A 14,979-nucleotide genomic window follows, 5' to 3' on the forward strand; every position below is an offset into this window, starting at 1 on the left:
TGATTTAAAAGTGAGGTGTGGGTTTTGCCCACACCTCACTTTTTATCCGTCGTAGGGCAGCCCGAGTTGGACGAGGAGCCCGAGGATATCTTCCTCACTTCTCAACCACTGCCCCCACAAGTTCAGTGCAAGAACAGCCCACACGAATACTGTCAGGGCCACCAACACCACGGCGACGACATCCCACACCACCAGGCGGGCAGCAACCGCACTGTACTTGCGTGCCGACGTCGGAGATGAGCTTCCGCCCGAAAGACGGCTGACACCGCCGGAACGTTGCGTAACACTCCGCCGTCGCCAGAGCCATGCTCTCCACGCAAAACATGCGAGAGCCAAAATACTCACTATGCTCGTGACACCCACAATGCCATGCATATTCTTTTCGACGTCAGCGGCTGCGGTTGCTGCCGGTTCTTTCACCGACGCATCAATGGTGGATTCAGCCTGGTGACGTTGCACGTTACCGATCCACTCAGCCATACCGGCAAAGGCGTGATTCCACGTCACCCAGCCGTGACCGCGCCCTGTATCACGCACAAGAGTCGTGACTCCCGGACGCTTAGCAAGATGTGAGAGTTGCACAAGAAGCTTATTTGACTTCGGTTCATTTCCACCCGAGTAGGCATAGAGATTCATCTTGGGAGCTTTAGGCAAAAGACTCGTGAGAGACACCTGCGCCTGTTGCGACGGCGCTACCTTCGCAAGTGGGCCGTATTCTGGAGTATTTGTGCCCGAAAGACTGACCGTGGAACCGAAAGTATCGCGCGCCAATACCGCAAGTGCTGGAGCCGTGTAGGCACCTTCAGAAACGCCAGCAAGCGTCCACATTTCCTTTTTCCGCGACACCGGGAACGTGTTGGCAATCATCCCCGGCACATCACGCGCCGCCCACGTGCCAACCTTCGGCTCGCCTGGAAGATCAAGTGCCCGCGTCTCAGCACCGTCGGGACGCAAATACGGCAAGACAATCACGCTGGGACGGATCTTGTTGCGAGACATCAGCTCGTTCATTTGGTGATCGAATTTCATCGCAGCTGGCACGCCTTTGATCCCGCCCGGATATCCATGAAGCATTTCGATCACGCCGAGGTTTTTCATTGTGCGCCATCCTTGGGGCGCCCACACAATGATTTCCATCGCGAGTTGAGATTGAGGGCCTTTCCATGTGGTGGTGAAGTAGTCGCCCTTCGCGTTGGCTCCTTCGGGATGAAATTGCTTCAGACGGGCACGATATGCCAGATTGGGAGCTTGCCCCCATACCTTGGCAAGTTTTGGCTCAATCCACCCTTCACCGGTATCCGAGATAACACCTTGCGCGCGTGCCTCTTTCTTTTTCTGCGGCATGTTAGACGGCCCGACGAGGGGCTTCGGCCAGATCGTCGCATACACACCGTCCCATGTCAGCGGCCCTTGCGTGACGCGGTTCTTTTGGATCGCAGCCGCACTAAGCAATAAAACAACGGAGAATGTGATCGACGCGATTGCGCGGATAGGTCGATCCCTTCGCAACAGTCGCACGGCACAAACAATGAAAACGATGCCAAAAATCAACGATAGCGCAAGCAACATCGCCGAACGAGGAGAAAAATTCATGTACTTATTGTCCACCTCGCCACTCCCCATTCGACTCATGCCGAGCCAAATATTCGGTCACAGTTTCCTAACGACGAAGTGATAACTCAAAAATCATCGACATTTGTCGATATCTTTCCTCCGTACACCACTCATAGAGTTGAAATGTCACCTAGACATTGCTTGGAACGCAGCAAAATGTGGCTGGAAAGAGATCTGGTAGATTCAATAAAAGGGTTTCCGCTCAGGACATTTGGAGAAAAACATGGCAAAGAATACTCGCAAAGAACCCTCACTTTTCCGAGCAGTGGTATTTTCAGTACTTTTGTTACTTATACTGCCTCTGCCTTTAACGCTATGGTTCACCGGCACGGAGTGGATACTCAACGGCTCAAAGGATGTCCCTCTTGAGTTTTTCTGGTGGTACTTAGGGCAGCTCATCTTCTTTTGTGGATGGGTCGCGGTTATTAAGTGGAAAGAAAACCACGATCACTAATACAAACAAAATTTGAACATTGGGCTGGTGATAGCGATGCTAGGCCTACCACTAGCCCAATGACAGTTACCTGACTTGAAAATAGGAAGCTTCGAAAAAATGAAATTAGCTCATATTGTTGTTGCCATGCTGTTTTTCTCTTTTCTTATGCCAATTCAACCAGAACAGAACGTGCAGCTCTCTGCGCACCCTCATCCTCAGATTTCGCTTGAAAACGCGAATGCAGAAACCCAACAATATCGGGGAATACTCTGCTGGCTGACCTATGGCAGATATGGGTGTAAATTTTGATAAGCAACCTTTCGACAGATAAACGATCGATACTCAATCGGATATTCCCTGGAGATCACTCCCCTGGGAAACATCAACTTTGGTCGTTCACCCTTATCGGGTTTTTATCCTTCATCCTTGAAATATACATCGGATATGTCGGCTCTCATCCACACGTAATGCATTATTTCATTCCTATTGGCGTGTGTTCAGTGTTCATTCTGTCAGGAATTTTCGGCTTATATTTCGAATTATTGTTCCTAGCAACAATCAGTGTTCTACTGCTATTTCCAGGCCTTCCAGACATGTCTGCCCTAGCAAATGGTGTTTTCGCTATCTTTGCAGTATGGCTAGTCCGAAGATGGTATTTCCAAGCCATTCTCATGCTCGCTTGTGAGTCAGCAATCCTACTACAGTCAACAACAAATGTATCTGCTGCTGGAATCAGCATAATTGTGTCAACATTAGCTGCAACTTTCGCCGGAGTCGCAATTCAGCACCTACACCGCCATCAGCAGATATTAGAGCATCGTCTTGAAGTGAGTAAACGCGAAGCAGCGCATGCCTCATCGCGAATCCGAGAAGATCTCGCTTCACTTCTCCACGACACAGTGGCAAAAGAACTGGTTCAGATTTCCCTCTCCGCACAACACATCGCCAGTTCACATCCCGAAGATGCGGAACTCATCGCACTTGCTGAGCTTGCGTCTCAAACGTCACGCAGAGTCCGCCCGATGATCATGACACTCGAAGCAGACGCACACCGACAATCACTCGCAGAAGTAGTCGATTTGTCCAAGAAGATGCTTCTGACGCGAAATATTACTCTCGAAGTCGAAAGCTTCCTACCAGAATGCGGCGTTGTAGACGCACAACAAGACCTCATTGCAGGGCTCGTTGTAAGAGAGGGCGCGACAAACATTCTCAAATATGCGAAAGCAAGCACAACGGCAGCAGTGTCACTCTCCACTGAAACAACCGGAACACTTCACATTAGCATGTCGAATGAAGTAGCTACCGGTGAACTTCCTACAATCAGCGGAGGTTTTGGACTGCGTAATCTACAATACCGCGTGGAAGAAGTCGGTGGACAAATCGAGTTTATCAAGGCTTCCTCGCAGTGGATTCTCACCTGCGCTCTACCTTCACAGGGAGATACGCATGACAACTAATACAATTCGGATACTTTTGGCCGACGATGATCCGTTGGTTCGATACCAGCTGGCAGACCTACTCAATCAACAAAAGGGCATCCACGTGTTATGTACCGTCGCTGACGGGAGAGCTGCAGTTACAGCTTTCCAGAGAACAGAAGTGGATCTCGTCGTTCTCGATGTTGACATGCCAGCACTTACCGGAATCCAGGCAGCGCAGATAATCCATAAGCTCGATCCGAAAATGCCAATCGTGATCCTTACTGCGTTTGAATATGCCAACTCGTTACAAGAAGCGCTCAAACTCGGAGTCAAAGGTTTCCTCACAAAAGATCTTCTTGTGCCGGAGCTTGTTCAGTACCTCCGCAAGGCTTACGAAGGAAAGATGGTCCTCGCGGAACGACCCGCAGAAATTGTTGTGCAATCTTACGTTTCCCAACCAATTCTCACACCCGAGCTAGAAGAATTTCTGCGTGCCATTAAAAATCTCAATGATCGCGACTACTTGATCGCTTCGTATCTTGCGCTTGGCCTGACAAACAAAGTGATCGCTAGAAAAACCGATTATTCAGAGTCCTCAATTCGTACGTATGTTTCTCAAATCCTTGCAGTAACAGACTGTGTCAGCCGTGGACAGTTCGCTTCAAAAGCAGCAAGATCCGGAGCATTTGTCTGATCCAGTTGACGAAACCGATGACAAGTAATTTTTCACCGAGCATGTAGAAGTGGCGGGGAGAAAATTCTCCCCGCCACTTCTTACATGGTTCATCAATCAGGCCAAAGCTGGCCCGGAGTCTGAATGCGTTTCGCCTTCCGTTGACGCGGTGGCGTCCTCAACCTCGGAAGAGCTGGGAACTGTCGAGACAGGCTGCGCAAGTCCGTCAATCTCAGCTGCTCCTGACGATGGCTGAGCTCCTGACGGAAGCTGATAGTCCGAGTCATAGCCAGTGAATGTAAAGGACATGGGAATATTCTCCTCATCGACATCCACCAGGATCGTGTCGCCCTTTTTGAAATCGCCGTACAAGAGCTTCTCAGAAAGAACATCTTCGATGTCACGCTGGATCGCGCGACGCAACGGACGTGCGCCCAGAACTGGATCGTATCCGCGATCAGCGAGCAGGTGCTTCGCCTTATCGGTCAACGCAATCGACATCCCTTGATCCGCTAGACGATTGTCCAACTTACCGATCATGAGATCCACGATCTGCAGAATTTCCTTCTTCTCCAGCTGCGGGAAGACGATTGTATCGTCCACACGGTTCAGGAACTCCGGACGGAAGTGATTCTTGAGCTCCTCATGCACACGAGCCTTCATGCGCTCGTAAGTTCCGCGAGTATCCTCGTCGAACTGGAACCCAGTAGCCACGCCACGAGCAATCTCCTTCGCACCCAGGTTGGTGGTCATGATGATGATCGTGTTCTTGAAGTCAACCACGCGTCCCTGAGAATCTGTCAATCGGCCTTCTTCAAGAATCTGAAGCAACGAGTTGAACAGATCGGCGTGAGCCTTTTCAATTTCGTCGAAGAGGACGACGGAGAAAGGCTTGCGACGCACCTTCTCAGTAAGCTGGCCTCCCTCATCGTAGCCCACGTATCCCGGAGGAGCACCGAAGAGGCGTGAGACCGTATGCTTCTCCTGATATTCGGACATGTCGAGGGTGATCAAAGATTCCTCGTCACCGAAAAGGAACTCAGCAAGCGCCTTCGCAAGCTCGGTTTTTCCAACACCGGTTGGACCAGCGAAGATGAAAGAGCCACCTGGACGGTTCGGATCCTTCAAACCTGAACGCGTACGACGTATCGCTTGCGAGACTGCCTTGATCGCATCGTCCTGACCAATCACGCGCTTGTGAAGTTCATCTTCCATGCGCAAGAGCTTGGCCGATTCTGCCTCGGTGAGCTTGAAGACCGGGATTCCAGTGGTCATGGACAAGACTTCAGCGATGACTTCCTCATCCACGACGGACACAGAATCGATCTCCCCTTCTTTCCATGCCTTTTCACGCTCTTGGCGGGTTTCAGTAAGCTTTTGCTCGGTATCGCGAAGCGCTGCGGCCTTCTCGAAATCCTGTCCATTAATGGCAGCTTCTTTCTCTGCCTTCGTCGCCGCAATCTTTTCGTCGAGTTCACGCAGCTCTGGCGGCGTTGTCATCTTCTGGATCGTCAGTCGAGCACCAGCCTCATCTATCAAATCGATTGCCTTGTCCGGCAAGAAACGATCATTGATGTAGCGATCAGCCATGGTGGCAGCAGCTTCAAGAGCCTCGTCGGTAATGGTGACGTGATGGAAAGCCTCGTAACGATCGCGCAAACCTTCGAGAATGGCAATCGTTTCTTTCACGCTTGGCTGCTCAACCTGGATTGGCTGGAAACGACGTTCAAGTGCAGCATCCTTTTCGATGTACTTGCGGTACTCATCAAGTGTGGTTGCACCGATGATCTGCAGTTCGCCGCGAGCCATCGCCGGCTTGAGGAGAGATGCGGCATCGAGTGCGCCTTCAGCGGCACCGGCGCCGACGAGGGTGTGGATTTCGTCAATAAACAGGACGATATCGCCACGGTTGTTAATCTCTTTAAGGATCTTCTTTAGCCTCTCCTCAAAGTCACCGCGGTAACGTGACCCTGCCACAAGCGATCCCATATCCAATGAATACAGCTGCTTGTCCTTCAGAGTTTCGGGAACGTCGCCTAAGGCAATGGCCTGAGCCAGACCTTCAACAACGGCAGTCTTACCGACGCCTGGTTCACCGATCAGCACCGGATTGTTCTTGGTGCGGCGCGAGAGAACTTGCATCACACGCTGTGTTTCGTTGTGGCGGCCAATCACAGGATCGAGCTTGCGTTCACGCGCCATGACGGTGAGATTGCGCCCAAATTGATCGAGAATCGTTGAGCCGGCTTTTGTCCCTTCACGGCCACCGCCAGCGCCGACGCCGACAGCCTCTTTGCCTTGGAAGCCGGAAAGCAACTGAGTTACTTGCTGGCGAACCTTTGGCAGATCAGCTCCGAGTTTCACCAGAACTTGTGCAGCAACGCCGTCCTGCTCCCTGCAAAGTCCGAGCAGGAGGTGCTCGGTGCCAATGTATGAATGACCGAGCTGAAGTCCCTCACGCATGGCATACTCGAGAACTTTCTTGGCGCGCGGCGTGAAGGGGATGTGGCCACTCGGTTGTTCCTGGCCCTCGCCGATAATCTCGACGACCTCAGCGCGCACATCATCGAACGTCACGTTCAATGATTCCAGTGCCTTCGCAGCAACGCCTTCGCCTTCTTTAATCAGGCCCAGCAGGATGTGCTCCGTGCCCAGGTAGTTGTGCTTGAGGCCACGAGCTTCCTCCTGCGCCAAGACGATGACTCGCCTTGCGCGGTCGGTAAAGCGTTCAAACATGTCACTCCTCTTTTCCTAGCTCCAACGTGTGGAGCCTTTTCAACTACCTAATTAAACTGTATTGAGTACTCAACCTTCCAACCGTTTCGCCACTGGCGTGAGTGTACGCGATAAAAGCTGAGCACAGATCACTCAACTTTGCATATACGCTCGGTAAGTACACAAACCTGCCGCCCTATCGGATTAAGGCTCTTTGCCAACAGCTACACCTCGACGAGGATAGTGAACGGACCGTCGTTAACGAGTTCCACATCCATCATTGCGCCAAATTTTCCGGTGAAAACGTCGATTCCATAGCCGCGCACTGCTTCCACCACACGATCAAAAATTGGTTCCGCTACCGGCCCAGGCGCAGCATGAGACCATCCCGGCTTCGTTCCCTTGCGCACATCGGCATAGAGAGTGAACTGAGAAACCAACAATACCGGCGCGCCAGAGTCTTGCGCACTCACACGCTTGGCAGGATCGTCACTCTCATCTCCACGCAACACCTTGAGCTGGGCGATCTTGCGCGCAGCTTTGTCGATCTGTTCCTGCCCATCCTGCGGCGAGACCCCGATCAACACCATCAATCCGGAGCTGATATCGCCAGTAACATCACCAATATTTGGCTCGTCATCACGATAAACGGTAACTTTGGCGCGCTTGACGCGCTGGATGACTGCCCTCATTTTTCCTCCTCAGTTGGCCGACGCCGGTGAGTTGCGAGCCTAGGCGCTGCTTTTAACGCCAACGCCACATACGCTGACGCTCAGGCCCGATGTAGTACACGATCCCCACTGCCATCACCAGCGTAATCAAACCACCCATCGGAAGTCGATACATAAAGTCAGCCACGATGAGGGCCAGTGACACCCCCATCCAAATTAACCAGAATTTTTTCGGTTGAGACGCGGCCCACCATCGATCTGCCGGACGCAATGCTGCGTCAAGTAGCGAAAATGCGGCTCCAATAAACAAAAGTGCGGGAATGAAATGAGCTAAAACCCACGAAAACCAGTACGTCACTTGCGCCCCCGGAATTCAGCTCCCGGACGGGATGCTGGCGACACCGAACTCTTCCCCTCGGGGGAGACGATGACCTCCTGCGATGCCGTGTATGCTCCTACCGACAAAAGTTCGTCCACCGGCGTCGAGCGCTTGAGTAACGCCAATGCAACTGGGCCTTCATCGACGTCGCGAACGACGGAGGTCAACACGCCAACTTTGCGGCCGCGCTCACTGACAACTTCTGTTCCCGGTTCGGGCAGGTCTGTCTGCGGCCCTTCAAGGTAGAGGTACGTCAAGCGGCGCGGTGGGCGCCCCAGATTGACGATCTTCGCCACTGTCTCTTGCCCGCGATAGCACCCTTTATTGAGGTGGATCGCTGTGCGCAGCCAATCGAGCTCGTGAGGCAACACGCGATCAATGATGCCCTCGGCACCTATTCGAGGCCGACGATCGACGACGCGATTCGCCTCCCACGCAAGCAATCCTGCTGGGCTGAGACCTGCTTGCCTAAAGGCCGAGCGGACTTCGTCGCCGTCCGACGCGGGGACGACAACGAGCGTACGGTGCGAATCAGCAGCTGGGTGGCTCGCATCTGAAATTCCGTAGTCTGCGCCGCCGACGGCGGTGCGCGGCCAGGGATCTTCCCACACGAGCAGCGCTTTTTCTGTCACATCAGCTGGTAGCGCCGACGCCGGCATTCCTGTGCCGAACACCGTAACGTCTGTTCGCTCGGTCACCTCCACACGCAACATAAAGCGCATCGAATTGAGGAATGCGGCGAGCGATTCACCCCGGCCAGCATCGGTGATGAGCCAAACCTCGTCCTCAGTAAGTTGCACACTCGCCGCTTCTTGGATATGTCCATTGGGATCGAGGATCAACATTTCGGACGCTTCACCGGCATTGAGCTTCGAAAAGTCGCGAGTGGACAGATTCGTTAGCCAAGTCAGACGATCTGCACCTGACACCGTCAGGACGTCGAGGTGGCCCAGATCGGTATAGGCATGTCCGGCACGCAACTGGCGCTGTTCAGCGAAGGGGGAACCGTAGTGAGCAGGCACTCCTGTCACCTCGTCAATGACAGCACTCACTGGGCGTCCTCATCTTGGCCACGCACGTCGTCGCCTGAAAGGACGACATCGGTAGCATTCGTATGCGACAGACGCCCGGCAAGGTAGGGGCGAAGTTCGGCCCCGAATGCTTCCATGTCGTAGGCGTAGAAGAGGTCGGAGGCAACATTGCCAGCCATCAGTTTCGCGGAAGTAAACTCCGCTCCCGACGCGCTTCGAGCGACGGCGTCGGTGACCATCTGAAGGCGGGGACCGTTAATGAGACCAACCCACAATTGCGTATTACCGGCAGGAGACGCCACCATTGCTTCAATTGCACTCGACCCGTCGGCACGCTTGTCAACGTTCGGATTCACACGAAGATACCCGGTGGTCACTGACCACAAGCGCTCCTTGGTGAGCTTGGCATATGTGCTGGAACCACTTTCTTCCTTGTCAACGATTCCAGCCGGCTCAGCCGCAAGCCAGATTCGAGATTCAAAACGCAAGTACGGGCCGCCGTCGGTATTCTCGATCGTCAGCTCATGGACGTATGCCGCGGCGTCGATGTTGTCGTATTCCAGGACACCGCCGCCAACCCAGCGATCCACCATCCAGGCGAAGGGGTAGGTTTCAGGTGCAAGAGTGGGGTGAAGATTAAACATGTCTCAAGGCTAGAACACAATGAGCGCAATCGCGAAGGTAACCACGCCAAGCGCTGAATGTGGGATAAATGCGCGCGCCGCTCCGGCGAGGTTCCGGCTGGAGGCCTCCAGAGTCTCCGTCGCACGCCATGTGAGGAAGTAGGCTGTGCCGACAGCGAAACCGAGGGCAGCACCTGCGAGCATCGGGACATTTGTCAACCATGCCATTGCCGTTGCCACGACGACGCCGTTGAGGAAACCGAGGAGCGGAGAGTAAATCGAGTCGAAAGCGTGCATCAACGACACAACGGCTATCGTCACGGCCACCGTGGTGATCAGATCCTCACCCATCTGACCTGCAGCAACACGAATCCACATTGCAGCCGACACCAACGTCACAACGCCAAGTAGGGCGCCGGAAATTTGCTCGACGCGTTTGCCGCCGAGATCCTTCCGTGCCATTTCCATCACGAAAACACCCATGAGTCCGGCAGCACAAACCACGGCGAATGAGCGAATGTCTCCGAAGAGTCCTGCACCGATTGCAGCGACGAGCGTGAGTGCGAGAAGCGGATATGCTGCGGGTTTGTTTGGCAACCCGACGAGGTATGGCCACCCCGCCACCAGTGGCAAAGCAATGACAAGCACACCGATCGCCATAATCGAACTGCTTGTGACGCCTGCGACGGCTAACGCTGCCGCTCCAAACACACCTAATACGCCACGCGTGTAGCCGGGGTGCATCTCAATCAATGATTTCTTCTCTGTTTCACTCACATCGTTATTCTTTCACGGTTTACGTTTCGTCGTTGGTGATGAAGTGATCCTGGCGGGGTAGCACATGAGGAAATCGATGAGTAGGATGAAGACACGGCATCGGGCTGTGAATGCCCCGGGCTCCAATAATTGCCACTTCGAGTGGCCTTCGCGCCGACAGGCGCACTCTGGCCCGATGTCCCTTTTTCACAAGGATGTGTGGCGCGAATGCTAGTTCGCGCCACACATCCTTGTGTTTTCGTTTGCCTCATCCAAATCGGCCAGAAACGTAGTCCTCGGTCTGCTGGTTGTCCGGATTGGAAAAGATTTTCTCCGTGTCTGCGTATTCAATGAGGTGACCAGGCTTGCCAGTGCCTGCAATGTTGAAGAAGCCGGTCTTTTCAGAAACGCGCGCAGCCTGCTGCATATTGTGCGTGACGATCACAATCGTGTAATCTTCGCGGAGCTCTTGCATGAGGTCTTCAATCGCCAGCGTAGAGATCGGGTCGAGCGCCGAGCACGGTTCATCCATGAGCAGGACTTCGGGCTTCACGGCAATCGCACGAGCGATGCACAGACGCTGCTGCTGCCCGCCCGAAAGCGACGAACCAGGACGATCAAGGCGATCCTTGACTTCTTCCCAGAGGTTCGCTCCCCGCAGCGACTCCTCAACTATGGCCTCGGCGTCGGACTTTGGCAGTTTCTTATTGTTCAAGCGCACGCCCGCCAACACGTTTTCTGCAATCGACATCGTCGGGAACGGGTTCGGACGCTGAAACACCATTCCCACGTGGCTGCGGACGGCTACAGGGTCTACACCCGGCGCGTAGATATCCTCGCCGTCAATCAGTACTTCACCTTCCACGCGCGCGCCTAGAATCACTTCGTGCATACGATTCAACGAACGCAAAAATGTTGACTTTCCACATCCAGAAGGTCCGATCAGAGCTGTGATTGAACGCGGGGTGATGTCAATGTTGGCGTCCTCAACCGCGAGGTGGTTGCCGTAATAAATGTTGAGTCCGCGAGCTTGAATACCTTCCACGGGCTGTCCTTTCTTTTGTGGCACTGACAACCGGAATCAGGGGCAGTGCCGAAACTCTTTGTTAGCACGACGTCGGGGCGCCGACGTCGGCAGAGCGAACGTCGCGTCGCTGTGTTATTCGCCGGCGGGGCGGAACTTCTTTGCAATCCAGCGAGCAACCATATTCAGGAGCAATACCAGCAAAATCAGCACCAGAGCGCCTGCCCAGGCTGTTGCTTGATTCCCCTTCTTGTACTCGTAGTAAACGTACACAGGCAATGTGAGCATCTGACCGGTGAACAGGTTGGTCGAATAGTGATCGGTAGTCCCGGCGGTAATCATCAACGGGGCTGATTCTCCGATAACTCGGGCAATCGCGATCACCACGCCCGAAATGATGCCCGAGGCGGAGGTGCGAAGGACAACTTTGTTGATGGTGCGCGCCTTGGTCACTCCCAGGGCATAGGACGCCTCACGCAACGAGTTGGGGACGAGACGGAGGTGCTCTTCCGTGTTGCGGATGACGATTGGGGTCATGAGCACCACAAGGGCGACTGATCCTGCCAAACCGCTTTTGAACTGCGGCTCGCCAAAGATGTAGTAGTTTGCCAGCGGAATCATCGCTGCCGCGAACAAACCGGCAACGATTGACGGAATGCCCGTCATGACATCGACGAGGAAGGTCACCGTTTTCGCGAACGGGCCGCGGCCATATTCGACCAAGTACACCGCAGTCAGAACACCAAGGGGAACGGCGATGAGCGCTGTCACCCCAGTGATCAGGAGAGTACCGACGATGGCGTGCCCGGCGCCTGTGACCGTTCCTTGGATCGACGAACCGAACGTTGTGGCAGTGAAAAAGCCGGCACCGCTCATCCGCGACCAACCGTTAGCGGCCACGGTGTACAGCAAGGACACAAGAGGGATCACTGCAAGCACGAAGGTTGCAACCACGGCCGACGCTGCCACGCGGTCAGCGCCATACCGCCGCCCTTCCACGGCGAAACCGGCCACGATTGTCAGGGCCATAAAAATAAGGAGCGCCCAAATACCCGCTGCGATCCAATCGGCGTGCGGGGCAAGGATCACTTCGACGATCACACCGAGCGCAATCGCGACTGCTGCCGCAACGTACGGGAACGACGTCGGCAAGTGCTTTTGAGCGGTGACAAATGAGGAACGTTCACCACGAACTGGTTGTGTTGTCATGCGTTAGCTCCTGAGAATTCAGAGTAGCGGGCAACGATTGCGCGTGCCACAAAATTCACGCCGAAGGTGACGACGAAGAGTACCAGGCCAGTGGCCACGAGGAAATCGGCAGCGAGCCCAGACGCCTCGGGAAAACGCAGAGCGATCTGGGAGGCAATCGTCGAATGCTGCCCTGGTTTGAGGAGGTTGAAGTTAATCTGCAAACCAGGCGAAAGCACCATGAGAAGCGCCATCGTCTCCCCCAGCGCGCGCCCCAAGCCGAGCATTGTCGCCGAGACGATACCGCTCCGGCCGTGTGGAAGAACCACCATACGGATCATTTCCCAACGTGTGGCTCCCAAGCCGATCGCAGCTTCTTCTTGGAGCCGCGGAGTTTTGAGGAATACCTCGCGTGTGAGGGACGTGATGATCGGCAAGATCATGATCGCCAGAATGATCCCACCCATCGCAATGTTGCGCGCGGGAGGAGTGAATGCTGCTGAATCAGGCTGAATCGGCCACCACTCGAAGTTCTCGGCCATGTAACGCAAACCTGGCAGACCGCCGCCGCTCCATACTGTGTGTCCATCGACGATCTCTTTCGTCCCCGCAAGGAACTCAAAAACTGGCGTGAGGACAGTGGATATTGTTTGGAAGATTCCGCGCATCAGCGGTTCCAAGCTCCACATACCCCACAGACCGAAGACGACGGAAGGAATCGCTGCGAGGAGATCGATAACGTAGCCAGAGATCGATCCGATGCGCTTGGGAGCGTAATGCGAGATAAAAAGGGCGATCCCCACAGCGAACGGCACGGCGATGACCAGGGCGATCACCGAGGCAAGGACAGTGCCAAAAAGCGCGGCCGCCGTAAATCCCCAAAATCCCATACCGCGTGCAAAAGAAACATCATTTTCGATTGTCGCTGAATCTGCAAGGAACGCATTCTGGCTCGACATTGCCAGGAAGATTGCGACGCCTGCGAGAAGAAGAAGCATTGTCGCTGCAGCCGCCGTCGCTACCCACTTATAGGTTGCGTCAGCTTTGGATGGTTTCCCTACCAGTGTCATTTTCTTCGTCGGCGCCAGTGATCGGTTCGTCATCCTTGCTGGCTCATCGTTCGCGACTTGCGTCCCTGCAGTCCTAGTGCGGTGTGACATGTCGGGTGTCTCGACGGCGCCGTCTGCGGCTGGTCTGTCCAGATTTTTACTCACATTTTCTCCTTACGGAGCATACCAACTAGGTGTACTCCGAACTTGTCACTGACCGATCAGAGCGATAGCTGCGTTAACTTTTTCGCGCAGTTTGTCCGAGATCGGCGCGTTGCCGCCGTCGGCCTTGGCCGCGATCTCTTGACCTTCTTTTGAGGCCATATACTCGAAATAGGACTTGACGTTCGCCGCATCGGAAGCATTGGGATAGCTGGTACATGCCACAAGGTAAGAAACCAATACGATGGGATACGCACCCGCAACTGATCCGTCACGTTTGAGATCGAAGGTGACGCGACGATCTGTTGCGTCGGAGGTCATCGGGGAGCCGTCAACAATTTTTGCGGCAGCCTCGGGTGTGTACTCGAGATATTCGCCTGCAACTTTGACCTTGACGGTCCCCAGCTGTCCTACTTGCGAGGCATCGGCATACGTTACGGCGCCCGGGGTGGACTTGGTCAGCTCAATCACACCAGAAGTTTGTTCCGCAGACTGTGTGCCTTTAATCGGCCAGACATCGGATGGCTTTGCCGTCCACTCATTTTTTGCGGCCTGGGCAAGGTACTGCTGGAAGTTCTTTGTGGTTCCTGAGTCATCTGCTCGATTAACCGGGATCACGGGAAGATCGGGAAGTTTGACTCCATCGTTCTGGGAGGCAATCATCGGATCGTTCCACTTGGTGACCTTACCCGAGAAGATCTTTGCAATCGTGGCGGCATCGAGGTTCAAGTGGGTGATACCCGGCAAATTGAAAGCGATCGCGATGGGAGAAATATAGAGAGGAAGCTCAAGCGGTTCGGAGGAACAACGCTCGGTTGCCTTCTTCACTTCATCCTCTTTCAATAGAGAATCAGTTCCAGCAAAAGCAACCTGACCAGCGATGAACTGCTGGCGTCCTGTTCCCGATCCGGTGGAATCGTAGTTCACGCGAGTCCCGGTGTTTTTTGTGAAGTTGTCACGCCACGATTGCTGAGCATTGACCTGCGACGATGCGCCCGAGCCGTTCACTGTGCCCTTCGTCGCGCCTTCGGCGGTGCCAGCAGAAGTGCTGTCCTGTGAATGTGAAAGCGAGCCGACTGACGGAGCCCCACACGCACCCAGAAGAGTTGCCAGAGCTATCATGCCAACTGATGCGCGAGCCTTGCCTGAAAGATTCATGATTCCTTCATTCCCGAGGCGAACCTCAAATGTGCGAGGGCTGATCCCCCGCTCCGAGACTTAGCCTAAGGAGCCA

14 protein-coding genes are annotated in these 14,979 nt (G+C 54.3%); 3 read left to right on the forward strand and 11 right to left on the reverse strand.

Annotation, left to right across the window (positions count from 1 at the left end; all coding sequences use genetic code 11):
* Nucleotides 1-42 precede the first annotated feature (42 nt).
* Nucleotides 43-1,593, reverse strand: a complete 1,551-nt coding sequence (locus P7079_RS07070) for an alpha/beta hydrolase (RefSeq protein ID WP_278012574.1) — start codon at nucleotides 1,591-1,593, stop codon at nucleotides 43-45.
* Nucleotides 1,594-1,837: 244 nt separating this feature from the next.
* Here P7079_RS07070 and P7079_RS07075 point away from each other — a divergent pair, with 244 nt between their 5' ends.
* The 3 genes from P7079_RS07075 (at nucleotide 1,838) to P7079_RS07085 (ending at nucleotide 4,168) form a co-directional block, all read left to right on the forward strand.
* Complete coding sequence (locus tag P7079_RS07075) at nucleotides 1,838-2,068, forward strand: hypothetical protein (protein ID WP_278012575.1); 231 nt, start codon at nucleotides 1,838-1,840, stop codon at nucleotides 2,066-2,068.
* Between the two features lie 809 nt (nucleotides 2,069-2,877).
* A complete protein-coding gene (locus P7079_RS07080; RefSeq protein WP_278012576.1) occupies nucleotides 2,878-3,510 on the forward strand; it encodes a sensor histidine kinase in 633 nt (210 codons plus the stop codon).
* On the forward strand, nucleotides 3,500-4,168 hold the full coding sequence (locus P7079_RS07085; RefSeq protein WP_278012577.1) for a response regulator transcription factor: 669 nt from the start codon (nucleotides 3,500-3,502) through the stop codon (nucleotides 4,166-4,168). The genes P7079_RS07080 and P7079_RS07085 overlap by 11 nt, the downstream gene beginning before the upstream one ends.
* 96 nt (nucleotides 4,169-4,264) lie before the next feature.
* On the opposite strand, the gene P7079_RS07090 is transcribed toward P7079_RS07085, so the two are convergent.
* The 10 genes from P7079_RS07090 to pstS form a co-directional block, all read right to left on the reverse strand.
* A complete protein-coding gene (locus P7079_RS07090) occupies nucleotides 4,265-6,883 on the reverse strand; it encodes an ATP-dependent Clp protease ATP-binding subunit (RefSeq protein WP_278012578.1) in 2,619 nt (872 codons plus the stop codon).
* Between the two features lie 203 nt (nucleotides 6,884-7,086).
* Nucleotides 7,087-7,554 (reverse strand): D-aminoacyl-tRNA deacylase, encoded by a 468-nt coding sequence (gene dtd / locus P7079_RS07095; RefSeq protein ID WP_278012579.1) that lies wholly within the window; start codon nucleotides 7,552-7,554, stop codon nucleotides 7,087-7,089.
* A gap of 52 nt (nucleotides 7,555-7,606) precedes the next feature.
* Complete coding sequence (locus P7079_RS07100) at nucleotides 7,607-7,891, reverse strand: hypothetical protein (protein ID WP_278012580.1); 285 nt, start codon at nucleotides 7,889-7,891, stop codon at nucleotides 7,607-7,609.
* The gene (ygfZ, locus tag P7079_RS07105) at nucleotides 7,888-8,964 is read right to left on the reverse strand and encodes a CAF17-like 4Fe-4S cluster assembly/insertion protein YgfZ (protein WP_278012581.1); all 1,077 of its coding nucleotides are present in this window, start codon (nucleotides 8,962-8,964) and stop codon (nucleotides 7,888-7,890) included. The genes P7079_RS07100 and ygfZ overlap by 4 nt, the downstream gene beginning before the upstream one ends.
* Entirely contained in the window at nucleotides 8,961-9,587 is a 627-nt protein-coding gene (locus P7079_RS07110) for a heme-binding beta-barrel domain-containing protein (protein WP_278012582.1), read from the reverse strand. The genes ygfZ and P7079_RS07110 overlap by 4 nt, the downstream gene beginning before the upstream one ends.
* Nucleotides 9,588-9,596: 9 nt before the next feature.
* Nucleotides 9,597-10,343, reverse strand: a complete 747-nt coding sequence (locus P7079_RS07115; RefSeq protein ID WP_278012583.1) for a hypothetical protein — start codon at nucleotides 10,341-10,343, stop codon at nucleotides 9,597-9,599.
* Nucleotides 10,344-10,590: 247 nt separating this feature from the next.
* The gene (gene pstB, locus P7079_RS07120) at nucleotides 10,591-11,367 is read right to left on the reverse strand and encodes a phosphate ABC transporter ATP-binding protein PstB (RefSeq protein ID WP_278012584.1); all 777 of its coding nucleotides are present in this window, start codon (nucleotides 11,365-11,367) and stop codon (nucleotides 10,591-10,593) included.
* 114 nt (nucleotides 11,368-11,481) lie between these two features.
* Complete coding sequence (gene pstA, locus P7079_RS07125) at nucleotides 11,482-12,555, reverse strand: phosphate ABC transporter permease PstA (RefSeq protein ID WP_278012585.1); 1,074 nt, start codon at nucleotides 12,553-12,555, stop codon at nucleotides 11,482-11,484.
* Nucleotides 12,552-13,748: a phosphate ABC transporter permease subunit PstC gene (gene pstC, locus P7079_RS07130; RefSeq protein ID WP_278012586.1), complete on the reverse strand. Its 1,197-nt coding sequence runs from the start codon at nucleotides 13,746-13,748 to the stop codon at nucleotides 12,552-12,554. The genes pstA and pstC overlap by 4 nt, the downstream gene beginning before the upstream one ends.
* A 45-nt stretch (nucleotides 13,749-13,793) precedes the next feature.
* Entirely contained in the window at nucleotides 13,794-14,903 is a 1,110-nt protein-coding gene (gene pstS, locus P7079_RS07135) for a phosphate ABC transporter substrate-binding protein PstS (protein WP_278012587.1), read from the reverse strand.
* Nucleotides 14,904-14,979: the final 76 nt, after the last annotated feature.

Source organism: Arcanobacterium canis (genome assembly GCF_029625435.1).
GTDB classification, from domain to species: Bacteria; Actinomycetota; Actinomycetes; order Actinomycetales; family Actinomycetaceae; genus Arcanobacterium; species Arcanobacterium canis.